Below are 24,899 nucleotides of genomic sequence, written 5' to 3' on the forward strand. Positions count from 1 at the left end.
TTCCCTTGTGCAACCGGCTGGGTGTGCTGCCGCTCACGTCTCGACCCTGGAGTATTCACGATGGCTTTGAAGAAGGTGTCGTCCCTACGATCGACGCTGGTGCCACGGGCCGCTGTGGCCGTGACCTCGGCGGCCTTGCTGACGGCGGCGCTCGCCAGCGGCTGCTCCAGCAGCAGTAGCGGCGGCTCCAACGCCATCGGCGAGAACCTCACCGGGCGTGGCCCGATCACCTACGTCGAGGGCAAGGACACCACCGAGACCGGTGCGGTCAAGCAGCTCATCGACCGCTGGAACACCTCGCACCCGGACGAGAAGGTGACGTTCAAGGAGCAGTCCAGCGACGCCAACCAGCAGTACGACGACCTCAAGCAGCACATGCAGGCCAAGGCGTCGGACTACGACGTGGTCGCCCTGGACGTGCCGTGGACCGCGGAGTTCGCGGCCAAGGGCTGGATCCAGCCGCTGAAGGACTCCTTCGCCATCGACACCTCGACGCTGCTGTCGCCGCCGGTCGCCTCGGCCACCTACAACGGCACCCTCTACGCCGCGCCGCGCAACACCAACGGCGGCCTGCTGTTCTACCGCAAGGACCTGGCGCCGGAGCCGCCCAAGACCTGGGCCGAGATGATCTCCATGTGCCCGAAGGCCAAGGAAGCCAAGATCGGTTGCTACGCAGGCCAGTTGGCGCCCTACGAGGGTCTGACCGTGAATGCGGCCGAGGTCATCAACGCCTTCGGCGGCAGCTTCGTGGGCCCCGACGGCAAGACCCCGACCGTGAACACCCCGCAGGCCAAGCAGGGCCTGCAGACCCTGGTCGACGCGTACAAGAACGACGACATGCCCAAGGAAGCCCTCTCCTTCAAGGAGCCGGAGTCCCAGAACGCCTTCACCAGCGGCAATCTCATGTTCATGCGCGGCTGGCCGTCCTCCTTCGGTGACGCCGGCTCGGACGCCTCCGCGGTGAAGGACAAGTTCGGGGTCGCCCCGCTGCCCGGCAAGGACGGCATCGGCGCCTCCACCCTCGGTGGCTACAACGCCGCGATCAGCGCCTTCTCCAAGAACAAGGCCACCGCGCTGGACTTCCTGCGCTACCTGATCAGCGAGGACGCCCAGCACATCGTGGCCCAGGGCGGCCTGCCGTCGGTGCGCGCCTCGGTCTACGACGACCCGGCCCTGATCGCCAAGATGCCGTACCTGCCCGCGCTCAAGGACTCCATCGCCTCGGCCGTGCCGCGGCCGGTGACCCCGTTCTACCCGGCGGTCTCGAAGGCCATCCAGGAGAACGCCTTCGCGGCGCTGCAGGGCAGCAAGTCCGTCGACGACGCGATTGTCGGAATGCAGAAGGGCATCGAGACCGCCGGATCGTAAGGTGTACCGGGAATCCCAGTACCCGATCATGGGCGCAGTCCCGTAGGAGAAGAGTCAAAGGTGTCACGTCCTCCGGGAGCGACCGACGTCGCGGAGTCCGAACCGACGGAGCAATTCGTGAAATCCGAAGCGGCACAGCCGAACGGCCCGAAGCCCAAGCGCCGGGGGCCGCTCCTCGGCCTCACCGCCCGGGCCTGGCTGTTCGTCGCTCCGGTGCTGATCGCGCTGATCGTGGTCGTCGGTTACCCGGTGGTCCGGGCCGTGATCATGTCCTTCCAGAAGGACGCCGGCATCGACAAGTCCACGGGCATGTTCGTGGACGGCGGCAGCGCCGGATTCAGCAACTACACGCACTGGCTGCTGCAACAGTGCACCGACTCGCTCGGCCAGACCATCTCCTGCCCGACCGGTAACGGCGGCTCCGAATTCTGGGCCGCCGTCGGCGTCACCGTGTTCTTCGCGATCGTCACGGTCACGCTGGAGGCCACCATCGGCCTGGGCATGGCCATGATCATGGGCAAGACCTTCAAGGGCCGCGCGCTGCTGCGCGCGGCCGTGCTGATCCCGTGGGCCATTCCCACCGCGGTCACGGCGCGGTTGTGGGAGTTCATGTTCCACGTCGACGGCGTGGTCAATCGGGTCTTCGGCACCCACATCGTGTGGACCGTCGACACCTGGCCCGCCCGCTTCGCGGTCGTCATCGCCGACGTCTGGAAGACCACCCCGTTCATGGCGCTGCTGATTCTGGCCGGCCTGCAGGTGATTCCGGGCGACGTGTACGAGGCCGCCCGCGTGGACGGCGCCTCGGCCTGGCAGCGGTTCCGCTACATCACCATGCCGCTGCTCAAGCCGGCGCTGCTGGTGGCGGTGCTGTTCCGCACCATGGACGCCCTGCGCCTCTACGATCTGCCCGCCATCATGACCCAGAATCTCGGTGCCACCCGCACCATTTCGATGCTGGTGGTGGACCAGTCGCGGTCGGGCGCCAACAGCGCCTCGGCCCTGTCGGTGATCACCTTCCTGCTCATCTTCGCGGTCGCGTTCGTACTGGTGAAGGGTTTGGGCGCCAACGCTGTTCGCACCCAGGAAGAGCAGCGGGAGGCGCACTGATGAGCACCAACGTGATCGACGAGACCGCCAAGCCGCCGGTGCGGCAGACACTTTCCTGGCAGCAGCGGCTCACCTCGGGCCGCGTCTACCTGGGCGCGCTGATCGTGCTGATCTGGGGGCTGGCCCCGTTCTACTGGATGGTCGTCACCGCACTGCGCGATCCGGCGTACGTCTTCGACACCACGCCGTGGCCGACGCACCTGACGCTGGAGAACTTCCGGACCGCCTTCGACACCAGCCGCGGCACCAATTTCGGTCGCGCGCTGGGCAACAGCGTGCTCATCGGCTCGGCCACCACCGCCATCGCCCTGGCACTGGGCGTGATGGCCGCATATGCGCTGGCGCGCTTGACCTTCCGCGGCAAGTACCTGGTCGCGGGCCTGATCCTGTCGGCGTCCATGTTCCCGGTCGTGGTGTTGGCGACGCCGCTGTTCCAGCTGTTCACCGACCTCGGCTGGTACGGGCACTACCAGGCGATGATCATCCCGAACATCTCGTTCGTGCTGCCGATGACGGTCTACATCCTGTCCTCGTTCTTCAGCGAACTGCCCTGGGAGCTGGAGGAAGCCGCGCGCATCGACGGCGCGTCGCGCTTCCAGGCCTTCCGGCTGATCATGCTGCCGCTGGCCGCGCCCGCCGTGTTCACCACGGCCATCCTGGCTTTCATCGCCGCGGTCAACGAATTCCTGCTGGCCAACCTGCTGTCCTCGGACGCCACCGCGCCGGTGACGGTCGCGGTCGCGCACTTCGGCGGCAACAACGGCTCGAAGGTGCCGCCCTACGGCGCGATCATGGCCGCGGGCACCATCGTCACCATTCCGCTGGTGATCATGGTGCTGCTGTTCCAGCGCCGCATCATCTCCGGCCTCACCGCCGGCGGCGTGAAGAGCTAGGGACGCCGAGCAACGTCGATTAGCATGGGTCGCGCCGTGGATGGGTCCGCGGCGTCACCTGTCACAAGCTTTTTCGACGCTCCGGAAGGAGATGCTCGTGAGCTCGTCCCGCAAGCGACGTCGTGGGGAACCCGCGCCATACGGCACCACGGCGGGCTGGAACGAGCTGGCGTCGGCGGCGGCCCGCCGGGGGCAACAGCCCTCGCACAGCAGGCCGCGCCGCCGCGCGAAGCCACCGCGAGCAGCGAAACAGCCCGACCCGTCACCACGTCCGCGGCGCACCCGCGGCCAGCGATTACGCCGCCTGATACTCGCTCTGTTCCTGGTCCTGGTGGTCATGCCGACCACGCTGATGGGCATCGCGTACTGGAGCGCCGAGATCCCGGACCCGAATGCGGTGCAGACCAACCAGATCGCCACCATCCTCGCCTCCGACGGCAACTCCGTCATCGCGAAGGTCGTTCCGCCGGAAGGCAATCGGGTCCCGGTCCCGCTCAGCGACGTACCCGAACCGGTGCGGCTGGCGGTGCTCTCCGCCGAGGACCGCAACTTCTACACCAATCCGGGCTACTCCACCTCGGCGTTCCTGCGCGCGGCCCGCGACAACCTGCTGGGCCGCGACGACGCGGGTGGCGGCTCCACCATTACCCAGCAGTATGTGAAGAACGCCTTCCTGAGTTCCGAACGGACACTGAGCCGCAAGATGCGCGAGCTCATCATCTCCGCCAAGATGGCCCGCGAATGGAGCAAGGACGACATCCTCGCCGCCTACCTCAACACCATCTACTACGGGCGCGGCGCGTACGGCATCTCGGCCGCCGCCAAGGCGTACTTCGGTAAGCCCACAACCGAACTCAGCCTCGCCGAGGGCGCGGTACTGGCCTCGGTGATCCGCACCCCGTCGCTGCTGGACCCGGAGAGCCACCTCGAACAGCTGAAGGCCCGCTGGACCTACGTGCTCGACGGCATGGTGACCATGGGCGTGCTCAACCACAACGAGCGCGCCGCCACCGTGTTCCCGAACATCCTCCCGGCCACCGAGGTGGACGACAGCACCCCGCGCGGCCCCGAGGGACTCATCCGCGCACAGGTGCTGCGCGAGCTGCGCTCCTCCGGCATCAGCGAACACGACCTGAATACCGGTGCGCTGCAGATCATCACGACCATCGACGCCAAGGCGCAGCAGGCCGCGCTGAACGCGGTCGGCAACGTGTTGGGCGGGCAGCCCGGCGAATTGCGCACCGCCGTCGTCTCGATCGATCCGCGCTCGGGCGCGGTGCGCGCCTACTACGGCGGACCCGACGGCATCGGCTTCGACTTCGCGCAGGCCCCGCTGCAAACCGGTTCCGCCTTCAAGACTTTCGCGGTGCTGGCCGCGCTGGAGCAGGGTATCCCGCTGTCGTATCGGCTCGACAGCGAACCGGTCACGGTGAACGGCGAGAAGATCCAGAACGTGGGCGGCGAGTCCTGCGGCACCTGCTCGCTGGCCGAGGCGTTCAAGCGGTCGCTCAACACCAGCTTCTACCGGCTCACCCAGACCCTGTTCGAGGGCCCGAAAGCCATTGCCAATGCGGCACATCAGGCCGGTATCCCCGATCAGATCCCCGGCGTGCCGGGCAAGACCCTCACCGAGGACGGCGGCCCGCCGCTGCCCGCCATCGTGCTGGGCGCGTATTCGGTGCGCCCCATCGACATGGCGTCCGCGTACGCCACCCTGGCCGCCTCCGGCGCCTACCGCGCGCCCTACTTCGTGCAGAAGGTGATCACCGGCGACGGCCGCGTCCTGCTCGACCGCGGCAAGGACCCGCGCAAGACCGAGCAGCGCATCCAGACTTCGGTGGCCGACACCGTCGCCCAGGCGATGCTGCCCATCGCCGCCTACTCCAACAATCACAACCTGGCGGGCGGCCGCCCCGCGGCCGCCAAGACCGGCACCACCCAGCTCGGCGACAGCGGCCAGAACAAGGACGCCTGGATGGTCGGCTTCACGCCGGGCCTGTCCACCGCGGTCTGGGTGGGAACCGAACAGTCCCAACCCATCCGCACCTCGCGCGGCGCCGCCATCTACGGTTCCGGTCTGCCCGCCGACCTCTGGAAGCAGACCATGGACGGCGCCCTCGACGGCAGTCCCGTCGACCAATTCCCCGCGCCGGAACAAATCGCCGGAATGCCCCCGAGCAACGGCAATTACGACATCCTCAACCCGCCCGCCCCCGGCCCCCAACAAGAACCGGTCCTCGTCATCCCCCCGGCCCCGACCCCCAAGGAAGTAGAAATCTTCCCGGGCCTCAGCATCCCTGTGCCGGGCTGATTCGAAACAGTGATGCTGTGTTGATCATGTTTCATGCCTACTGTGCCCATCTATGGGCAGCCACGGATATGGTGGAGACCGCCACCGGCTTCAATGACTCCTGGAGTCGATGGCAGGATGCGGGTTGGGAGCAGGGTGGGGTCGGAGACAGCACGAGACTTAGGGGCGACGCCGGTGGATTTCAATGTCGTTGAACGCCACGAAACGCTGGTAGCCGGAACGGTGCTACGCAGTCCGGCACTAGCGGTCGAAGGACCGCGCCGCGCGAAGGTCGAGGAGGCCTGGAAGCAGAATTTGGCACGCGATCTGCCCGGTCCCCCCGCGACCGCGTATGTGGATCACGCGCCGGAGATCGGTTCGTATCTGACGCATGTCGTCGGGTACGAGTGCAAGAACTTGGACGATTTATTGCCAGGCGATGTACTCGCCCGTATCCCGGCCGGTAAATTCGCGCGCTTCATTCGCAGTGGCGACAATCTCGGCGACATCATCGTGTCGATCTGGCGCACGGTCTGGGACCTCGAGGCGGCCGGCACTCTGGTGCGCGCGTACACCGGGGATTTCGAGCACTATCCGGACAACCGGACGGTAGAGGTTTTCGTCGCGCTGGATCCCAGCGCCGAGGGGTAGGGGAAGCAGTGGACTTCGAAATCGTCACCCTGGAGGAGTTCCTGGTCGGCGGCCTGACCATCCCCCTGGCCGGCCGCGAGGTCACCGCGCGCGATCTGGATCTGGTGAACTTCACCTGGGACCGCTACCTGGCGCGCGAGAAGAAGGCCGAGCGGACCGCCGCCTACATCGGCCAGAACGATCACGCGGTGGCCGTGCTGGGCTACGAACTTTCGGGTCTGAGCGATCTGGACACCGGTGATGTGGTCACCCGCATCCCGGCGGGCCGCTACGCGAAATTCGTTGTCTCGGACAAGCCTTACGACTTGCTGCGCACCGCGTGGGCCAAGGTCGCCAAGGCCGAGAACGCGGGCACCATCACCCGCTCGCACAGCGCGGAGATCGAGCGCTACACCGGGCCGACCTCGGTCGAGGTGTACGTCTCGCTCGACTGACGTCCAGAGCAAACAGACGGCGGCACCGCGATTCGCGGTGCCGCCGTTTGTATTTGGGGGTGTGGGGGCGGAGCCCCCACGTCTCTCATCGGGGGTTCGGGGGGCGAAGCCCCCTGAGAGCGATGAGAGTTATTCAGCCCCGATGATGAACGCTTCCAGCTGGGCGCGGGCGACGTCGTCGGCCAGCTGCTTCGGCGGGGACTTCATCAGGTAGGCCGAGGCCGGGAGGACGGGTCCGCCGATGCCGCGATCCTTGGCGATCTTGGCCGCGCGCACCGCGTCGATGATGATGCCCGCCGAGTTCGGCGAGTCCCACACCTCGAGCTTGTACTCCAGGTTCAGCGGCACGTCGCCGAAGGCGCGCCCCTCGAGCCGGACGTAGGCCCACTTGCGGTCGTCGAGCCACTCGACGTAGTCCGACGGGCCGATGTGCACGTTGCGGTCGTGCACCTTGCCGGCCAGCGGGCCCTCGAGGTTGGAGGTGACGGCCTGGGTCTTGGAGACCTTCTTGGACTCCAGCCGCTCCCGCTCCAGCATGTTCTTGAAGTCCATGTTGCCGCCGACATTGAGCTGGTAGGTGCGGTCCAGCGTGACACCGCGGTCCTCGAACAGCTTGGCCATCACGCGGTGCGTGATGGTCGCGCCGACCTGGGACTTGATGTCGTCGCCGACGATGGGCAGGCCCGCGTCGACGAACTTCTGGGCCCAGACCGGGTCGGAGGCGATGAACACCGGCAGCGCATTGACGAAGGCCACACCCGCGTCGATGGCGCACTGCGCGTAGAACTTGTCGGCTTCTTCAGAACCGACCGGAAGGTAGGACACGAGGACGTCGACCTTGGCATCCTTCAACGCCTGGACGACGTCGACCGGCTCGGCCTCGGACAGCTCGATGGTCTGCGCGTAGTACTTGCCGATGCCGTCCAGCGTCGGACCACGCTGCACGGTGAGGCCCGACGGCGGCACGTCGGAGATCTTGATGGTGTTGTTCTCGCTGGCGAAGATCGCGTCGGACAGGTCGAAGCCGACCTTCTTGGCGTCGACGTCGAACGCGGCGACGAACTTCACATCGCGAACGTGGTAGGGACCGAACTTCACGTGCATGAGTCCGGGGACGGTCGAATCCGCGTCGGCGTCCTTGTAGTACTGCACGCCCTGAACCAGGGAAGACGCGCAGTTACCCACGCCGACGATGGCCACCCGTACTTCGGTGTTGATGTCACTCATGGCCGATATTTCCCTCTTTCTGTGGTGCCGCCTTCGTCGATTGCTCTGCGGCAATCAACTCGTTGAGCCAGCGCACTTCGCGCTCGCTTGATTCGAGACCGAGTTGATGGAGCTGGCGGGTATAGCGGTCCAGTTGCCCGCTGGCGCGTTTTATCGCTTCCCGCAGTCCTTCTCGGCGCTCCTCGACCTGCCTCCGCCGGCCCTCCAGGATTCGCATCCGCGCTTCCGCGGGGGTGCGACTGAAGAAGGCCAGATGAACGCCGAAGCCGTCGTCGGTGTAGTTCTGTGGCCCGGTGTCGGCGAGCAGTTCCGCGAACCGCTCCCGGCCGGGCTCAGTCAGGTTGTAGACCCGCCGCGCACGGCGGGTGGCCAATCCCTGCGGACTCTCCTCCGCGATGAGGCCGTCGGTCTGCATGCGCCGCAGGGCCGGATAGAGCGACCCGTAGGAGAAGGCCCGAAAAGGCCCGAGCAGACCGGTAAGTCGCTTCCGCAACTCGTAGCCGTGCATCGGTGATTCGAGGAGCAGCCCGAGGATCGCCAGTTCCAGCACGGGCTTCACCTCCTGACTGTTGTGTGTTCAGAACCTAACCGATGGATGCAGTTCCAAACTATATCGCGCCGATATAGTTGGCGCGCGTTCGCGGCCTCGGCAGCCGCGCCCCGAACCGCCCGACCCATGTGGAGATTCCGTGAGAGTCGACTCGGGGCGTGCGGGCCGACGGTGGCCGCAAGTACTCTGGGTCGCGTGCGAATACAGCGGCAGGTAGTGGACTATGCGCTTCGGCGTAAGTCGCTGCTGGCCGACGTCTACGCGGGGCGGGTGGACGTCGCGGAAGTGTGCGATGCGAATCCGTACCTATTGCGTGCGGCGAAGTTCCACGGTCGGGGGAGCGAGGTCACATGCCCTATCTGCAGGAAAGAGCAGTTGACTCTCGTATCGTGGGTCTACGGCGACGGGCTCGGGCCCGTGGCGGGCTCCGCCCGCACGCCGGAAGAGTTGGTCCGGCTGGCCGAGTCTCGCGAGGAGTTCTCGGTGCATGTGGTCGAGGTGTGCCGGACCTGCAGTTGGAATCATCTGGTGCAGTCCTATGTGCTGGGGTCGACCCCGGCACCGACGAGGCGCCGCCGCACCGGCACCCGTCGCACGGCCGCCGAGTGAGAGGCCACGTCGACTGCTGATCCAGCGGGCACGACCATGCCCGCCGCGGTGCAACGCGTGACCGCACTGAGCCAATCAGGACCCGTACCGAGTAGTTATTGGAGAGCCAGGCTGTGACATCGCCCTATGACGACGGACCGCACGGCGGCCGCCCCCGTGGCGGTTCGCAACCCGGCCCCGGTGGCTACCCGCCGCCTCGACCGGCAGGCCCGCCGCCCGGAGCGAATCGGCCCACACCCGGGGCGGGTGGTCCGCAGCGTGGTCCCGTCGGCGGTCCCGGTGGTCCCGGCGGCCTGCCGCCGCGCGGACCGAACGGGCAGCCGCCGCGCGGTCCGATGCCGCAGGGCGGTCAGCCCCCTAGACGTCAGGGCCCGCCGCCGCAGCGACCGGACAATCCGGATGCGACACGCAAGCTGCCCCATCCCGCCAATCAGGACGCCAAGCTGAATACCGGCGGGCGCCAGGCGGTTCCGAACCACATTTCCCGCGCGGCCACCTCCGACCGCACCCAGCGGATCTCCGATCGCGCCGTGCGCGCGGGAGCCGGTGCGGGTACCGCGACCCGGCCTCGCCCGCAGGGCGACGTCCCCTCCGGTCCGCCGCCGCGGCGGCCCGGCGGCAACGGCCCCGGTGGTGGCGGCGGCAAGGGCGCGCCGAAGAAAAAGAAGAGCTCGCCCTGGCGGATCGTCCGGCGCGTCATCTATCTGTTCATCGCGCTGATGTTCGGCGGCATGAGTTCGATCTTCCTGTACGCCTATTCGACGGTGAACGTGCCGCAGCCCGGTGACCTGAAGAACAACCAGGTGGCCACCATCTACATGGCCGACGGCACCTCCGTGCTCGCGAAAGTCATTCCGCCGGAGGGCAACCGGACCGATGTGACGATCGATCAGATTCCGCCGCACGTGCGCAATGCCGTGATCGCCGCGGAAGACCGTTCGTTCTACACCAATCCGGGCTTCTCGATTCAGGGCTTCGGCCGCGCGGCCCTCGGTCAGCTGACCGGGGATTCCAGCGCCGGTGGTGGTTCGACGATCACCCAGCAGTACGTGAAGAACGCGATGGTCGGCAACGAGCACTCGCTGACCCGTAAGCTGCGCGAGCTGGTGATCTCGGCCAAGATGGCCCAGCAGTGGTCCAAGGATCAGATCCTGGCCGCCTACCTCAACACCATCTACTTCGGCCGCGGCGCGTACGGCATCGACGCGGCGTCCAAGGCGTACTTCAACAAGCCGGTGGGAGAGCTGTCGGTGGCCGAGGGCGCGGTGCTGGCCGCGACCATTCAGCAGCCCTCGAACCTGGATCCGGAGAAGAACCCGGACGGCGCCAAGACCCGTTGGAACTACGTGCTCGACGGCATGGTCGACGGCGGCAATCTGAACTCCAACGACCGCAAGGGCATGCAGTACCCAACCGTCATCTCGGCCGCGGACGCCGCGCACGACAAGACCCTGGACTCCGGTCCGGAGGGCCTGATCAAGACCCAGGTGCTCAAAGAGCTGGAAGCCGCGGGCATTTCCGAGCACGACCTGAACACCCAGGGCCTGACCATCACCACCACGATCGACGCCAAGGCGCAGCAGGCGGCGGTGGACGCGGTCAACAAGGTGATGGACGGCGAGCCGGATCAGCTGCGCACCGCGGTGGTGTCGGTCGATCCCAAGACGGGCGCGGTGAAGGCGTACTACGGCGGATCCGACGGCCAGGGCTTCGATTTCGCGAATGCCGGGCTGCAGCCGGGCTCCTCGTTCAAGGTGTTCGGCCTGGCCGAGAACCTGGAACTGGGCAAGCCGCTCTCGACCATGTACGACAGCTCCTCGCCGTTCAAGGTCAACGGCATCGACATTCACAATGTCGCCGACGAGAACTGCGGCGTGTGCACCATCGCCGAGGCGACCAAGCGGTCCTACAACACCAGCTTCTACCGGATGATGCTGGACATGCCGGGCAACGGCCCGCAGAAGATCGCCGACATGGCGCACCGTCTCGGCATTCCGGAGAACGTCCCGGGTATCGGCCAGACGCTGGTGGAGCCGGGTGGCGGGTCGCCGAACAACGGTATCGTGCTGGGCCAGTACAACGTTCGCGTGCTGGACATGGCCTCGGGCTATGCCACGCTGGCCGCCTCGGGCATGTATCACGCACCGCACTTCGTGCAGAAGGTCGTCGCCTCCGACGGCACCGTGCTGATGGATCGTGGCGATGTCGCCGGTGACCGCAAGGTCGCGGCGGCGGTGGCGGACAACGTGACCGACGCGCTGAAGCCGATCGCGCAGTACTCGAACAAGCATCAGCTGGCCAGTGACCGGCAGTCGGCGTCGAAGACCGGTACCGCCCAGCTGGGTGACACCGTCGAGAACAAGGACGCGTGGATGGTCGGCTACACGCCGTCGCTGTCCACCGCCGTGTGGGTCGGTACCGCCGCCGGTAACGAGAAGCTGCGCAACGTGAACGGCGGCATGATCTACGGTTCGGGTCTGCCCGCCGACATCTGGAAGGCCACCATGGACGGCGCGCTCAAGGGCACGCCGACCGAGACCTTCCCGAAGCCCGGCAAGATCGGCAGCTCCGACGGTGGTGTGCCGTCCTGGTCCGCGCCGTACACGCCGCCGTCCACCACCGAGCAGCCGGTGCTGCCGCCGGTGGTGACGCAGAGCCAGGTCGAGATCCTGCCGGGTATCACGATCCCGGTGCCGGGTCTGGCACCCAATCCGAACAATCAGCGGCAGACGACCCAACCGGCAAGTCCGCAGGACGGCGGGCCGATGTCCGGTCAGCCGGTGGCCCCGGCCGACGGGTCCACACCGACGACCGCGCCGAACGGCGGTGGCGGTAATGGGAACGGCAACGGCAACGGGTCCAGGCCGACTCGGTAGCCTGCTGCCGTGATCGAGCAGGAACTGGTGCACCGGCCGGCCGCCTCGGGCGAGCCGGCCGGTGGCGCGCTGAAGCCGGGGGAGGCAGCGGTGGAAGAGGCTCGCACGCGCGAGGTACCGGTCGTCTACGAATCGCCGGAGCCGCTGGCCGGGGATCTGCGATCGATCGACGATCGCGACAAGCCCAGTCGCACCGACACATTGACCGCGCAGCTGTGCGATCTGATCGGCGGCCCGGTGGGCGATCACGCGGTGATCGGCCGGGTCCGCTTCTGGACACCGATGCGCGTGATGATGGCGTTCGCGGTGCTGTTCCTGGCGTTCAGCTGGTTCGGTAAGGCGGGCTGCATCCAGCAGCGGCCGGACGACGGCGTGCTGGGGCTGGACTGGAGCAACGGCCGCCAGTACATCGCCATGTGCTACTCCGACACCGTGCCGCTGTACGGGGCCGAGCATCTCAACGAGGGCGCGTTCCCGTACAAGAAGCAGTGGGTGGAGACCGGCGGCGACGGCCGGCCGCAGGTCCGGTACATGGAGTACCCGGTGCTGTCGGGGCTCTACCAGTACGCCTCCATGGGAATCGCCAAGGCGTGGAAGATGTCCGCGCTGCCCGGGCACAGTGCGCTCGAGGTGGTCATCTACTTCGATGTGGTGGCCGTCGGACTCGCGCTGGCCTGGCTGGTGACCATCTGGGCGACGGCGCTCTCGGCCGGACGCCGGGTGTGGGATGCCGCGCTGGTGGCGCTCTCACCGCTGGTGCTGGTGCACGCCTTCACCAATTTCGACGCGCTGGCAACGGCTTTCGCGGCCGGTGGCCTGCTGGCCTGGGCGCGGCGACGGCCGGTGATCGCGGGCGTACTGCTGGGTCTGGGCGGCGCGGCGAAGCTGTATCCGCTGTTGTTGCTGGGGCCCATCGTGATTCTGTGCCTGCGCGCCGAACGCCTCGACGAGGACGAATCGGCCTGGGGCGGAGTGCGGCCGCTGCGGGCGGCGGGCGCGGCCGTCGCGGGCGCGGTGATCACCTGGCTGGCGGTGAACGCGCCCATCGCGGCGCTCTACCCGGACGGCTGGTGGGAGTTCTTCCGGCTCAACACCGAACGCCACGCCGACCCGGATTCGATCTACAACGTGATCACCTCGTTCACCGACTGGAGCGGATTCGACGGGGTGCTGGGACCGCAGCAGACACCGACGATATTGAATGCGGTGTCGCTGTTGCTGTTTGTCGCCGCCTGCGCGGGCATCGCCTGGATCGGCCTGACCGCGGCGCGGCGACCACGGTTGGCGCAGTTGGTCTTCCTGGTGGTGGCGGCATTCCTGCTCACCAACAAGGTGTGGAGCCCGCAGTATTCGCTGTGGCTGGTGCCGCTGGCGGTGCTGGCGATACCGCAGCGGCGAATCCTGTTGGCGTGGATGACGATCGATGCTCTGGTGTGGGTGCCGCGCATGTACTACTACCTGGGCCCCGATCACAAGGGCCTGCCGGAACAGTGGTTCACCGGCGCGGTGGTGCTGCGGGATCTGGCCGTGGTCGCGTTGTGCGTGCTGGTGATCCGCCAGATCTACCGGCCCGGTGAGGATCCGGTGCGCCGCGACGGGGTCGACGATCCGGGGGGCGGTCTGCTCGCGCACGCCCCGGATCCGCAGCGGCCCTGGCTGCCGCCGCTGCTGCGGCCGCGGCAGCCCGCTCCCGTTACCTGAACGACCGCTAGACGAACCGGGCCAGCTGCGGCACGGCCTCGCCCGGATGCTTGGCCTGGAAGCCCTCGCCGAGGGCTTCCAGCTTCCAATCCGCGCCCGGCGCAGGGCGATACATCTTCGCCATCGCCATGGCCGTGAACGGCATGCCGCCCGCGAGGGTGAAGCGCGCCAGCTCGGCATTGGTGGCGCTGTCGACCAGACGGCAGTAGGCGTTGGCGATCTGCTCGAAGGTGTGGCCCTTGTAGGAGGTCACGATGAACAGGAGCGTGTTGACCGAGTCGGCGATCCGGGTGAGGTCGACGGTGATCTCCTCGTCGTCGCCCTCGCCCTCACCGGTCAGGTTGTCGCCCAGGTGCCGGATGGAGCCGTCCTTGGAGTTGAGGCTGCCGTAGTAGACGACGTCGACGGGCTTGGGGCCGGCGAACAGCACGACCGAGGCGTCCAGATCCACCTCTACGGTCTTGTTGCCGAAGACGCCGCCGCGCTTGACCGGATCCCAGCCCAGCCCCATCTTCACGTAGCCGAGGGCCGCGCCGCCCTCCTTGCGCAGATTGATGCGCTGGCCCTTGACCAGGCTGACCGCGTGTCCGTTCGGCAGGTCGCGATCGACCGGGCCGGGCTGGGCATACCCAGGCGGCGGAGGGATGGGGGCGGACTGCTGGTAGGCCGGCGGCGGATAGCCGCCGGTCGGCGCGTACTGCTCGGTGGGCTGGGGATAGCCCTGGTTCGGCAGGGGCGGCGGGTAGCCACCCGCCGGGGCGTAACTCTCGGTCGGCGCCGGATAACTGGGGATCGGCGCCGCCAACGGCGCTGGCGCGGGCGGCATGTGCGCAGCGGCGGGCGGTACCGGCGCGGCCGCGGGTTGCGGGGCCTCGTTCACCTGGACGCCGTGGTCGGTGACCAGTGCCGCGAAACCGCCCGCGTAGCCCTGGCCGACCGCGCGCACCTTCCACTCACCCTGGCGGCGGTACAACTCCAGTGCGATGACGATGGATTCGGTGCTGAGCCCGTCGATCCGGTACTCGTACAACACGTTTCCGGCGGCATCGCCGACCTGCGCCACGGGCGCGGATAGCTGCCCGAAGCTGGCACCGGCGTCGTCGAGGGTGATGACGGCCCGCAGCTGCTCGATCTCGGCGGGAATCTCGTTCAGGGCCACGGCCAGCACCTGCGGCTGCCCGGGTGCGCCGGGCCGCAAGCTGACGCCGGGGCCGGAAGGCTGGTTGAAGAACACGAAGTCGGCGTCGGTGCGGACGGTGCCCGCGGCGGTGACCAGCAGCGCGGACAGGTCCGCGGGCGCGGCCACCTGCACGCTGATCACCAGGTCACGGACGCTGGAGGGACCGTTCTGGCCCTTCACCAAAACTGTGGACAAGATCGACCCTTCGCTTGTCGGTGCTTTCGCTGCCACTCTACGAGAACTCCGCGACACGGGCCGTGGCCGTGATTAGCAGCCCGGGCGGGCGGCCGTGGCAGGATCGGCTGGGTGAGCGACGGTGAGGTCGATCCCGTGGAAGCGCACGAGCAGTACCTGCGAGCCTTCCGGCATCCGGCCGTGTCCCGCGACCAGTTGCGGGACCTGCTCGATGCGGTGAATGCGTTCCTGGACACCATCACGCCCAAGGAGGACGAGTTCGTCCCGCGCGGCGGCTGGGCCCCGGAATCCACCGCCATGGCCTTCCAGATCGGCCGGGCGGTCGAGCAGGTGCTGTCCGAGCGGGAGGACGCGGAGCGGGAGCTGGTGCGCCGCCGCGATATTCGCGACCGCCTGGTGGCCGCGCTGGACGCGGTGCTGGACTGTCTGCGCACGCTGCCCGAATTGGCCGACGCCGAGGTGACATTGGGCACCATCTGCGTGAACGAGGGCTACCAGGTCTACGACGACGGCTCGGTGCGCACCACGCCCGCCCAGGAGATCAGCGCCGACGCGGGCCTTTTGGAACTGCGCCGGGTGGAACTCGATGAGCAGATGACGGCGGCGGTGGCCGCGCGCAATGGATTGATGGACGACACCGAGGATCTGATCCGGGAGCGACTCGGCGTGGCCGACGTCGGGATCCCGTGGGTGATCCTGGCCGCGACGCAGGGTGGGCTGGATGTGTCGGAGCCGTTCGAGTTCGCCGCCGACCATCTGCCCGACTGTGAACTGCGAGATCTGATGGTGCAGTTGGTGACCGACATCGAGCTGGCCCGCACCCTGGAGGAGCGCGCCGAATAAGCTCGCGAGGGATCGTAACCGGCCTGCCGACGGGAGAATTCGGTGAAGAAGCTCATCAACGATCCGGCCGAGGTGGTGGACGCCGCGCTGGCGGGCATGGCCGCGGCCCACCCCGAGCTGCGGGTGGATGTGAAGCAGCGCATCGTGGTCCGCGCCGATGCGCCGGTACCGGGCAAGGTGGGATTGCTCTCCGGCGGCGGTTCCGGGCACGAACCGCTGCACGGCGGTTTCGTCGGGCTCGGCATGCTGGACGCGGCCTGTCCCGGCGAGATCTTCACCTCGCCGGTGCCCGATCAGATTCAGGCCGCCACCGCCGCCGTGGATGCCGGGGCCGGGGTGCTGCACATCGTGAAGAACTACACCGGCGATGTCATGAACTTCGAGATGGCCGCCGAACTGGCGGCCGCCGAGACCGGCATCGAGGTGCGCTCGGTGGTGGTGAACGACGATGTTGCGGTGCAGGACAGCACGTATACGGCGGGTCGGCGCGGGGTGGGCGCGACGGTGATCCTCGAGAAGATGGCGGGCGCTGCCGCCGAAGCCGGCCACCCGCTGGCCGAGGTGGCTCGGATCGCCGAAACCGTGAACGCGAATTCGCGCAGCATGGGGATGGCGCTGACCTCGTGCACGGTTCCGGCGGTCGGGCACCCGACCTTCGAACTGGGTGAGCACGAGATGGAGATCGGCATCGGCATCCACGGGGAGCCGGGCCGGTTGCGGCGGCCGGTGGCCCCGGCGCACGATATCGCGGAGCTGCTGCTGGAACCGATCCTCGCGGATCTGCCGTTCGCGCAGGGCGATCGGGTGCTGTGCTTCGTGAACGGCATGGGCGCCACTCCCCTGCTCGAGCTGTATCTGATGTTCGACGAGGTGGCGCGGATCCTGCGCGGGCATCGCATCCACATCGAGCGGTCGCTGGTCGGGTCGTACATCACCTCGCTCGATATGGCGGGCTGCTCGATCACCCTGACCCGGCTGGACGACGAACTGACGGCGTTGTGGGACGCGCCGGTGCGGACGCCCGCGCTGCGGTGGGGCATCTGATGGCGAGCGTGGACGTGGCCGTGTGGGTGCGGGAATTCGCGGCGCTGATCGACGCGCACGCCGCGGAATTGACCGCGCTCGATGCCGCCATCGGCGACGCCGACCACGGCACGAACATGCAACGCGGTATGACGGCCGCGGTTGCGGCACTGGATGATTCGCCACCCGAGGGGGCCGCCGAGGTGGCCAAGCAGACCGCGCTGGTCCTCATCCGCACCATCGGCGGGGCGAGCGGTCCCCTGTTCGGCACATTCCTCCTGCGGTTCGCCGGTGCTGTCGAAAAGGGTTCGGATATCGCGGATTTCGCGCGCGGCTTCCGGGCCGGTCTGGACGGTGTGATCGCGCGCGGTAAGGCCGAGCCCGGGGACAAGACCATGGTGGACACGCTGGGTCCGGCCGCCGACGCGCTGGACGAGGCGGTCGCGGCCGGAGCCGATGCTCCCCAGGCGCTCGCTGCCGCGGTGGCGGCGGCCGAGGCCGGGCGGGATGCGACCACGCCGCTGGTGGCGCGCAAGGGCCGGGCCTCGTACCTCGGTGAACGCAGTGCGGGACACCAGGATCCGGGTGCCACGAGTGCGGCGCTGCTGGTGCTGGCGGCCGGTCGGGCGTTGCGATGATCGGCCTGGTGGTGGTGTCGCACAGCCGCGCGCTCGCGGAGGCCGCGGTGGCGCTGGCGGCCGGGCTGCTGCCCGAGCAGGGCGTCGACGTCCGGATCGCGGCCGGGCTGGACAACGGCGAGTTCGGGACCGACGCGGTCGCGGTGGCCGACGCCATTGCCGCGGCGGACAGCGGGGACGGCGTGCTGGTGTTGATGGATCTGGGCAGCGCGGTGCTGTCCGCCGAGACCGCGCTGGATCTGCTGGATTCACCGGTGCGAGTGCGGCTTTCGGCCGCACCGCTGGTGGAGGGGCTGGTGACGGCGCTGGCGACGGCCGGTGGCGGCGCGGATCTGGACGTGGTGGCTCGGGAGGCCGAGGGCGCGCTCGGCGCCAAACACGCCCAGCTCGGCGCATCCCCCGATGCCCCGGTGCCGGGTTATCCACAATCATCCACAGCCGTTGGGTCTGTGGATGATTCGCTCACCGCAACCTTCGAGGTCACCGGCGAGCACGGACTGCACGCCCGGCCCGCCGCCGAATTGGTCGCGGCCCTGCGGGATTTCGATGCGACGGTGACCCTGTCCAATGCCACCACCGGCGCGGGCCCGGTCGCGGGGGACAGCCTCACCCGGGTGCTCACCCTCGGTGTGCTCCCGGGCCAGCGGCTGGAAGTCCGCGCGAGTGGACCCGATGCGGCGCGGGTGGTCGCCAAAATCGGTGCGCTGGTCGAGAATCGAGATCATGACCAGCCTCGGTGAGAAAGCCACCACGTTCCTGCAACTGCATCAGCCCGGTAACCCCGTGATCCTGCCGACGGTGTGGGATGCCTGGTCCGCGAAACTGGTGGCCGACGCCGGTTTTTCGGCGTTGACCATCGGCAGCCACCCGCTGGCCGACTCGATGGGCAAGCCGGACCAGGAGGGCATGACCCTCGCCGAGGTGCTGGCCCGGGTGCGGGAAATCACCGCAACCGTGGACATTCCGGTGTCGGTCGACCTGGAATCCGGCTACGCCGAGAAGCCGTCCTCGATCATCGAGGGCCTGCTGGAGGCGGGCGCGGTCGGCTTCAATCTGGAGGATTCGGTCCACAGCGAGGGCGGCCGGTTGCGCACCCCGCAGGAGCACGCCGACCTGGTGGCCGAATTGCGGGCCGCCGCCGACGCTTCCGGCGTGCACGTGGTGATCAATGCCCGCACCGACGTGTTCCTGCGCCAGGATACCGGCACCCCGGAGGAGCGGCTCTCCAGCGCGCTCACCCGCCTGCGGCTGGCCGCCGAGGCGGGCGCGGACGTGCTCTACCCGGTGGGCCGCCACGAGCCGGAGGTACAGCGCACGCTCACCGCGGAGCTGCCGCTGCCGGTCAATGCGATCGGCCTGCCCGACAACGGCACGCCCGCCTACTTCGCCGAACTCGGTGTGGCGCGGGTCAGTTTCGGGCCGTTCCTGCAGCGTGCCCTGTCCGAGCAGGTGAACCAGCTGCTGGCGGGTTGGCGCTGACGCCCAGGAAGTAGTCCAGGATCTCCTCCGCGGCGTGGATGCCGGAGGTCGCGGTGACGGCCACGCCCGGATGGATCCAGTTGCGCTGTTCCAGCTCGCCGTGGCGGGGCCGGATGGCGAGGTCGGCGGTGCGCAGCATTTCGGCATCCAGCGCACCGTCACCCGCGGCCGCCAGCACCGAATCGGGGTGCAGGTCACCGGCGTCGAGCAGGCGGCGGCGCACCTCGTGCACCGCGGCGCTCTTGCACACCGGCGTCGGCATGGCGTAGATCTTGCGGCCCTGCTGGGATGCCGACCAGCCGCGGGGACGGCACCAGGCATCCCAGTCCGCCAGGAAGTTCGCGGGCAGCCGGGCCTCATCGACGACCAGGTAGCAGAACAGGTCGTCGGCCTCGCGCAGCTTGAGGGCGAACGATTCGTCCACGCGCGCACGCAATTCCGCGCGCACCTCGATCAGGGTGGCGCATTCCGCGCGCACCCGGGCGTCGAGTGCCGAACGCCAGCGCCGGTCGGGCAGGCCGTTGCGCAGGATGGTGCCGCCGTTGCTGGTGACCGCGTACGGCCACGGCCCGCCGGGCAGCGCGACCCGCTGGAACTGCTCGATGGTGCGGGTGGTGACCGGAACTACCGCGGCCGTCGCGGCCAGCGTGCTCAATTGCCGCGCGGCCGCTTCCGTCATGTACGAGAGCGGTTGGCCCTCATGGTGTTCCACACACACCGTCGGGAGATTCGAGGGCCCTCCGGCCGCTCGCGTGTAGATCATGGTTCGATCCAGATCCGTCGCCACCATCACCGAGCGCACCAGCTATCCCTTCATATCCTTGATCAAACCCATACAGGCATACGCCAAATCCGGCACCGTCTCGACCGGCACACCGCGTGCCGCCGCCAGCATTCGGATGTGGGCGTGTTCGCCCGCGTCGGGGTCGCGTACCAATACCCGCCACGGCACCCGCCGCAGCAGCACCCGGGTCGTCTCGCCCACACCGGGTTTCACGAAATTCACGCTCGCGATGCCGTATTCGGCACGCACCCGCTCCACCGACTCCCAGCCCGCCCAGGTGGGGGTCCGGTCGGCCGCCAGCAGTTCACGCACTCGCGCGTCGACGAGCGGACGCACCCGGTCGAAGCAGTCGCTCACGGCATCCAGCAGGCGGTTGGACACGTCCTGGCCCGCGAGCTCGGCGTAGAACTTGGCCCCGTGGAACTGGTCCGGGTTGATCAGCCGATCGTTGAGCACCGTGCGGGAAACCAGGCCCGACACAGTGGAATTCAGGCAGGCCGACGCGATGAGGAAGTCGTCGCGCGTGCCGAAGGTCCGCACGCAACCGCCCGGATCGGCGAGCACCGCCAGCTCGGGATCGAACCGCGCGCCACCCGCTGCCTCGTAGGCGGTCAAGGCCTCGGCGAGCTCCCGGGTGATCGCCCCCTTACCGGTCCACCCGTCCACGAAGACGATCTGCCCCGGATCGTGATGGCGCGCAAGATAATCCAACGCCACCGCATCGATCCCCCGCTCCCGAACGATCGACACGGCATAGTGCGGCACCTCGATCCCCCGCCCCGACAGCCACCGACGCATCAACACCCCGACCGGAGTCCCCGCCCGCGCCAGCGAAACCAGCACGACCGCACTCCCCCGCTCGGCGACCACCAACTCCGACACGGTCGCCACCGCCAAGGCCAACCGCTCGGCGCTCTCCTCGAGCACCCGATCGAAAAGTTCGCGATAGGCCGCATCCGGTTGATACTCCACCGGCAACGACTCCGCGTAATGCGCGTCCCCGGCCTGAATCAGCCGTTCCCGTTCCGCCACATCGGCTTCCAACTCGGCACCGGAAAGATCGGTCAGCAGCCAGCCCACCTCTGCCCGCGCATACGACCCGAACTCGGGCCCGTACAACGGTTCTGGCAACGAGCGGGCAGCCTCGAGCGCGCGAGGATCCGCGTCCGGGAGGACCGCCACCATGACGTCGGCACCCGAGGCGGTGATGACGTCGACCAGTCCGCCGGTGGCCGTGAGCCGTTCGGTGTCGGCGGGAGTGTCGACGACGATCAGGAGGATCGGATCGGACGAACTGCCCGGCCACTGCGCGTTGTACAGAAAACGGGGGGCATCCTCGCCGGATTCCGGTGCGGTGAAACGGAATCCACGGCGCAGCGGGTAACCCGGCCGGTCCAGCACGTAGGCGGGGGATCGGGTCGTGGTCTGATAGCGGGTGGGAATGCCGTTGTCGGCCAGGGCCGCCGCGATCCGCAGCGGCAGATACATGAGCTCCTCGTGGGCCACCACGATCACCGGGCGCGGCCCGTTCGATCCGTCGACAGCCGGTGCCGTGAGTTCCTGCGACAGCACGGCCACCGCCCGCGCGAGCGCCGCGTCGAACGGCGCGGCGTCCGAGTCCAGGAAGCCGTGACGGCCGCCCTCCGGAACGTCTGCAGGCCAAGGCAATTCCACCCGCGTGCAGGTACCTCGGCGGTCGGCAACCGGGTTGAGCGCCGGTTCCGGGAGTGCGGCGACGGCGTCGATCAGGTCGGTCGGCAGGTGGGTGCGGCCGGTGGCCAGGCAGACGGTGTCGATGCGGACACCGAGTTCGGCGGCCGCCGCCTCGAAGGCGATACGGTCGGCTTCGGTGCGCATATCGACCAGCGACGCGAGGATGTAGTGGGTGCGCGGCATGTACGTGTGCAGCGCGCGTACCGCGTCCAGTGCCGTTGCACCGGTGGAGATCTCGTCGTCCACCAACACCATGGGCAGGTCGTTGTCGAACACCGCGGCGGGCATCGGTTGCAGCAGGTGTGAGGTGGCATGCGAGTGGCCCTCCTCGAAGCCCGCGAGCGTTTCGGCGGTGGGCACGTCGCGGCGGGTCGAATGCAGGTAGCAGCGCGCGCCGATGCGGGCCGCCACGGTGTGGCCGAGCCCGGTGGCGGTCTCCGCGAACCCCAGCACGACGGCCGGGCGGGCTCCGAGCAGCTCGGAAACCAGGTCCCCCAGCCGGTTACCGGCCTCGAGCACGCGGTGCGGGTCGGTGGGGAGGTGTTTGCCCAGCACGGTGGAGACCAGCAGGTGGGCGCGGTGGGGGTTGCGGCGTAGGCCGGGTTCGATCAGGGCGTCGATGCGCCAATCGGGTTGCGGGAGTGCGGAATCGGTGTGATCGAGGGTGAGGCCGAGTTCGCGGGTGGCCCAGGGGAGTTCGCGGGTGGGCGCGGGTAGGGCGGCGTCGGCGGTCACGATTCGACCAGCGCCTTGAGCAGATCCACGAAGGAGACTCCTTGATTGGCGACGCCGAATACGGTGGCGCGCCGCATGATCTGGTGCGCCCAGCTGCGATGGGGTCGCATCTCGTTCATCTTGTTGCGGTACCCGGAGGCGGCGACGCCGCCGGTATCGACGCGCAGAATGTCCTGCGCGTCGGCGTATTCCTCATGGGTCACCACCGAGAGCGCGTGCACCACGGCCACATGCGACGGGTGGATGACCGTCTTGCCCTGGATCCCGTTGGCGCGGTCCAGCGTGATCTCCCGCAACAGCCCGTCCAGATCGCGGCTGACCAGCGACTCCCGGAACGGGACCGCATCGATCTCGGCGAACGGCGAGGTGCGTAGCAGCGGCCGGAACATGCGGTCGTGGTCGGCGAAGTACTCCCACACCGGTCCGGTGATGGTGAACCCGGTGCCGTCGGCGCGGCCCAGATAGTTGACGATGTCGGCGATCACGTCGGCGACCACCCGCACGTCGTAGATGGTCAGGTCGCGGTCGCGGCGAATCCCGAAGGTGGAGCACATATCGGTGGCCCCGATGCGGACCGCGAGGATCTGTTCGCGGTGCTCGGCGAGCAGGTCCCCGATCAGGCGCAGTTCCCGGTCGCGACTCTCGCGGTGCACCAGCGCGGGTGATTCCAGCACCGGCATCCCGAACACGGTGCGCCCCAGCCGTTCCGACGCGGCAGTCACGGCGCGCAGATAGTCGCCCGCACGGGCGGCATCGAATTTGGGCAGCACGAATCCGGTGAGCGCCCGCGCACCGGATCGCAGCCGGGCGGCGATCTCACCGATGCTCTCGGCATCGCGCACCCGCACGAACAGCAGTGGATGCGGCTCCCCGCTGTCGGCGAGCTCGTCGAGAGTCCGTGCGGCCTGCCGCTTTCCGGCCTCGACGGCATGGTCGGCGACCGCGTCCTCGAGATCGATGACCATCGAGCACACGCCGCGCGCGGCACGGCGCACGATGGTGGCGGTGAGGTCGGGCCGGGTGGCGGGCACGTACAGGGTGGCGCCCAGGGCCATGGCCAGCAGTTCCCGGTCGCGGGAGCCGCCGAAGGGTTCGGGCAGCAGGTGGAACAGCCGCCGCAGTTCCGGTCCTGGCACCTGCCGGAAGTGGCGCAGCGGGAAGGTCTTACGCAGGGAGACTGGGGCGAGCTCCGGATCGCTGTCGATCATCGCGGTCATCGGTGCGGCCGTCCTCCTGCTGACTTTCGGTCTATCTGTCGGTATTTCGCATGCGATCGACCACCCCGGCCACGAAGGCGGAGATGGCGTCGAGTTCGGACACGTAGGCCCAGTAGTCGGGGTGGCGTCCGCTCAGGCCCGCGGCGGCCCGCTCCAGGCGTTCGGACTGGGCGTCGAGCACGGTCCCCCATTGCGGGACCACACCCTTGTTGACGGCCAGCATCTGCGCGTCGCGCAGTTTGAAGCGCACGGTCTTGGCGCGGTCGGCGGGCTGCTCGCGCACCTGCCGCAGCAGGGCGAGCCGATCGGCGACGGCCTCGGCGCGCTCTTCGGCGGTGGCCAGGTGGGCGCGGGCGGTGGAAGTCAGGTCGAGCGCATCCTCCGGGTCGTGGGCGGCGAGGGCGGCCCGGGCGCGGGTCAGATCCGCGTCGGCGGCCGCGACGGCCTCCCGGGCTTGTCGCTCATTGTTCGCCAAATCGTCGGACGACGCAGCCGCGAACTCGCGCAGCAGCGCGGACATGGCGGGCGCGACGCGCTCCACCCGATTGCGCGCGGCGTCGAGCCGGGTGGCCGCCGAGGAGATGGCGGTGGTGGCCGAATGCTGTTTCGCGGGAGCGGCTTCCAGGGCGGTGGACAGTTCCCGCAGCAGGGTCTCGAGGCGGGTCGCGGCATCGCGGCCGGAGCGTCCGGAACCGGCGGCCACCGCCGCTTCGAGTGTGACCAGTCCCTCATTCACACCGGCCGCGGCGTGGTGGATCGACGGGTATTCGGCATACGGCGAAGCGGCCACGGCCGCGAGTTGCTGCTGCGCCTGCGCACGCACCTGCGCGATCAACTGCGGCACCGAGCCGTACACGGCGACCGCGTGCTCGAGGTGGGCCTGATTGCCGCGATAGAACTGGTCGACCCCACCGGCGGCCTCGGCCAGTCCCCGGATGACACTGTCGATTTCGGGCTGGGCGATCCTGGTGCCATCGCGTTCGGCCTGGTCGAGGCGGTCGTTGAGGGCCAGGTAGGCGCCGGAGGCGCCGTAGCAGCGGGCACGCACCACATCCCAGCGCGCGGCCATACCGCGTTCGGGGAACAGCGCCGCGGACGCGGCGACCGCGGCCTCGGCGATGGTCTGCCGCTTGTCCATATCCAGGAAGGCGGTCGTCAGCGCCTGCCGGGCCTGTTGCGCCCATTCGTTGTTCTGAGCTGTCCCGGATGCCCGGAACCATCCGCGTCGACGGCCTGCCACGCCCCCGATGTTAGATCGGTCCGCGCGGACGCGAGTTCTACGGGCGACAGCGGCGGGTATTCGTGCAAACCTGTCGTATGACAGTTGGTCCTGCCCAGCTGTATTGGGCTCCACCTATCCAGGATTTGGGGAAACCATTACTG

General features: G+C 68.5%; 21 protein-coding genes. 14 read left to right on the forward strand and 7 right to left on the reverse strand.

The genetic code is table 11. The features are described 5' to 3' along the window. Positions 1–60 precede the first annotated feature (60 nt). From ACYVN4_RS14080 to ACYVN4_RS14105, 6 genes are all read left to right on the forward strand, one after another. Positions 61–1,368, forward strand: coding sequence for an ABC transporter substrate-binding protein (locus tag ACYVN4_RS14080; protein WP_460721095.1), 1,308 nt, complete (start codon positions 61–63; stop codon positions 1,366–1,368). Between the two features lie 198 nt (positions 1,369–1,566). Next, positions 1,567–2,478 carry a carbohydrate ABC transporter permease gene (locus tag ACYVN4_RS14085; protein WP_460722645.1) on the forward strand — a complete coding sequence of 304 codons (912 nt, stop codon included), beginning with the start codon at positions 1,567–1,569 and terminating at the stop codon, positions 2,476–2,478. Continuing rightward, positions 2,478–3,371 carry a carbohydrate ABC transporter permease gene (locus ACYVN4_RS14090; protein ID WP_460721097.1) on the forward strand — a complete coding sequence of 298 codons (894 nt, stop codon included), beginning with the start codon at positions 2,478–2,480 and terminating at the stop codon, positions 3,369–3,371. The genes ACYVN4_RS14085 and ACYVN4_RS14090 overlap by 1 nt, the downstream gene beginning before the upstream one ends. Positions 3,372–3,462: 91 nt before the next feature. Continuing rightward, on the forward strand, positions 3,463–5,682 hold the full coding sequence (locus ACYVN4_RS14095; protein WP_460721099.1) for a transglycosylase domain-containing protein: 2,220 nt from the start codon (positions 3,463–3,465) through the stop codon (positions 5,680–5,682). Between the two features lie 174 nt (positions 5,683–5,856). Further along, positions 5,857–6,312 (forward strand): GyrI-like domain-containing protein, encoded by a 456-nt coding sequence (locus ACYVN4_RS14100; protein ID WP_460721101.1) that lies wholly within the window; start codon positions 5,857–5,859, stop codon positions 6,310–6,312. 8 nt (positions 6,313–6,320) lie between these two features. After that, complete coding sequence (locus ACYVN4_RS14105) at positions 6,321–6,746, forward strand: GyrI-like domain-containing protein (protein ID WP_460721103.1); 426 nt, start codon at positions 6,321–6,323, stop codon at positions 6,744–6,746. A 129-nt stretch (positions 6,747–6,875) separates the two neighbouring features. Here the strand turns inward: ACYVN4_RS14105 and ACYVN4_RS14110 are convergent, their stop codons facing one another. Together ACYVN4_RS14110 and ACYVN4_RS14115 are read right to left on the reverse strand one after the other, a co-directional pair. Next, entirely contained in the window at positions 6,876–7,973 is a 1,098-nt protein-coding gene (locus ACYVN4_RS14110) for an inositol-3-phosphate synthase (RefSeq protein WP_460721105.1), read from the reverse strand. Beyond that, the gene (locus ACYVN4_RS14115) at positions 7,966–8,523 is read right to left on the reverse strand and encodes a PadR family transcriptional regulator (protein WP_460722647.1); all 558 of its coding nucleotides are present in this window, start codon (positions 8,521–8,523) and stop codon (positions 7,966–7,968) included. Before ACYVN4_RS14115 ends, ACYVN4_RS14110 begins: the two co-directional genes overlap by 8 nt. A 195-nt stretch (positions 8,524–8,718) precedes the next feature. Here ACYVN4_RS14115 and ACYVN4_RS14120 point away from each other — a divergent pair, with 195 nt between their 5' ends. From ACYVN4_RS14120 to ACYVN4_RS14130, 3 genes are all read left to right on the forward strand, one after another. Continuing rightward, positions 8,719–9,132: a DUF5318 domain-containing protein gene (locus tag ACYVN4_RS14120; RefSeq protein ID WP_460721107.1), complete on the forward strand. Its 414-nt coding sequence runs from the start codon at positions 8,719–8,721 to the stop codon at positions 9,130–9,132. Positions 9,133–9,851: 719 nt separating this feature from the next. Next, positions 9,852–12,008: a transglycosylase domain-containing protein gene (locus tag ACYVN4_RS14125; protein ID WP_460722649.1), complete on the forward strand. Its 2,157-nt coding sequence runs from the start codon at positions 9,852–9,854 to the stop codon at positions 12,006–12,008. 90 nt (positions 12,009–12,098) lie between these two features. Continuing rightward, positions 12,099–13,709: a glycosyltransferase family 87 protein gene (locus ACYVN4_RS14130; protein WP_460722651.1), complete on the forward strand. Its 1,611-nt coding sequence runs from the start codon at positions 12,099–12,101 to the stop codon at positions 13,707–13,709. A gap of 7 nt (positions 13,710–13,716) precedes the next feature. Here the strand turns inward: ACYVN4_RS14130 and ACYVN4_RS14135 are convergent, their stop codons facing one another. Next, positions 13,717–15,084 (reverse strand): TerD family protein, encoded by a 1,368-nt coding sequence (locus tag ACYVN4_RS14135; RefSeq protein WP_460721109.1) that lies wholly within the window; start codon positions 15,082–15,084, stop codon positions 13,717–13,719. A 111-nt stretch (positions 15,085–15,195) separates the two neighbouring features. Between ACYVN4_RS14135 and ACYVN4_RS14140 the strand changes: the two genes are divergently transcribed. Genes ACYVN4_RS14140 through ACYVN4_RS14160 form a run of 5 tightly spaced genes read left to right on the forward strand, consistent with a single transcriptional unit; the run spans position 15,196 to position 19,067 of the window. Continuing rightward, positions 15,196–15,927, forward strand: coding sequence for a hypothetical protein (locus ACYVN4_RS14140; RefSeq protein ID WP_460721111.1), 732 nt, complete (start codon positions 15,196–15,198; stop codon positions 15,925–15,927). Between the two features lie 42 nt (positions 15,928–15,969). Continuing rightward, positions 15,970–16,971, forward strand: coding sequence for a dihydroxyacetone kinase subunit DhaK (gene dhaK, locus ACYVN4_RS14145; RefSeq protein ID WP_460721113.1), 1,002 nt, complete (start codon positions 15,970–15,972; stop codon positions 16,969–16,971). Continuing rightward, a complete protein-coding gene (dhaL, locus tag ACYVN4_RS14150) occupies positions 16,971–17,588 on the forward strand; it encodes a dihydroxyacetone kinase subunit DhaL (protein WP_460721115.1) in 618 nt (205 codons plus the stop codon). The genes dhaK and dhaL overlap by 1 nt, the downstream gene beginning before the upstream one ends. Further along, a complete protein-coding gene (gene dhaM, locus ACYVN4_RS14155) occupies positions 17,585–18,328 on the forward strand; it encodes a dihydroxyacetone kinase phosphoryl donor subunit DhaM (protein WP_460721117.1) in 744 nt (247 codons plus the stop codon). The genes dhaL and dhaM overlap by 4 nt, the downstream gene beginning before the upstream one ends. Further along, positions 18,309–19,067 carry an isocitrate lyase/PEP mutase family protein gene (locus ACYVN4_RS14160; RefSeq protein WP_460722653.1) on the forward strand — a complete coding sequence of 253 codons (759 nt, stop codon included), beginning with the start codon at positions 18,309–18,311 and terminating at the stop codon, positions 19,065–19,067. Before dhaM ends, ACYVN4_RS14160 begins: the two co-directional genes overlap by 20 nt. Here the strand turns inward: ACYVN4_RS14160 and ACYVN4_RS14165 are convergent. From ACYVN4_RS14165 to ACYVN4_RS14180, 4 genes are read right to left on the reverse strand one after another with little or no spacing between them, the layout of a single operon-like run. After that, a complete protein-coding gene (locus ACYVN4_RS14165; protein ID WP_460722655.1) occupies positions 18,997–19,857 on the reverse strand; it encodes an HAD family hydrolase in 861 nt (286 codons plus the stop codon). The two genes, ACYVN4_RS14160 and ACYVN4_RS14165, sit on opposite strands and share 71 nt — an antisense overlap. Before the next feature lie 15 nt (positions 19,858–19,872). Beyond that, positions 19,873–22,299 carry a phosphoribosyltransferase gene (locus tag ACYVN4_RS14170; RefSeq protein WP_460721119.1) on the reverse strand — a complete coding sequence of 809 codons (2,427 nt, stop codon included), beginning with the start codon at positions 22,297–22,299 and terminating at the stop codon, positions 19,873–19,875. Beyond that, entirely contained in the window at positions 22,296–23,507 is a 1,212-nt protein-coding gene (locus tag ACYVN4_RS14175; protein WP_460722657.1) for an HpcH/HpaI aldolase/citrate lyase family protein, read from the reverse strand. The genes ACYVN4_RS14170 and ACYVN4_RS14175 overlap by 4 nt, the downstream gene beginning before the upstream one ends. Positions 23,508–23,547: 40 nt before the next feature. Beyond that, positions 23,548–24,756, reverse strand: a complete 1,209-nt coding sequence (locus ACYVN4_RS14180) for a hypothetical protein (protein ID WP_460721121.1) — start codon at positions 24,754–24,756, stop codon at positions 23,548–23,550. Between the last annotated feature and the right edge of the window lie 143 nt (positions 24,757–24,899).

Source organism: Nocardia heshunensis, assembly GCF_054782115.1.

Coding starts and splice junctions, on each gene's coding strand:
- ACYVN4_RS14080 (WP_460721095.1), top strand. CDS start 61: ATGGCTTTGAAGAAGGTGTCGTCCCTACGATCGACGCTGGTGCCACGG.
- ACYVN4_RS14090 (WP_460721097.1), top strand. CDS start 2,478: ATGAGCACCAACGTGATCGACGAGACCGCCAAGCCGCCGGTGCGGCAG.
- ACYVN4_RS14095 (WP_460721099.1), top strand. CDS start 3,463: ATGCTCGTGAGCTCGTCCCGCAAGCGACGTCGTGGGGAACCCGCGCCA.
- ACYVN4_RS14110 (WP_460721105.1), bottom strand. CDS start 7,973: ATGAGTGACATCAACACCGAAGTACGGGTGGCCATCGTCGGCGTGGGT.
- ACYVN4_RS14125 (WP_460722649.1), top strand. CDS start 9,852: ATGTTCGGCGGCATGAGTTCGATCTTCCTGTACGCCTATTCGACGGTG.
- dhaL (WP_460721115.1), top strand. CDS start 16,971: ATGGCGAGCGTGGACGTGGCCGTGTGGGTGCGGGAATTCGCGGCGCTG.
- dhaM (WP_460721117.1), top strand. CDS start 17,585: ATGATCGGCCTGGTGGTGGTGTCGCACAGCCGCGCGCTCGCGGAGGCC.
- ACYVN4_RS14165 (WP_460722655.1), bottom strand. CDS start 19,857: ATGGTGGCGACGGATCTGGATCGAACCATGATCTACACGCGAGCGGCC.
- ACYVN4_RS14175 (WP_460722657.1), bottom strand. CDS start 23,507: ATGATCGACAGCGATCCGGAGCTCGCCCCAGTCTCCCTGCGTAAGACC.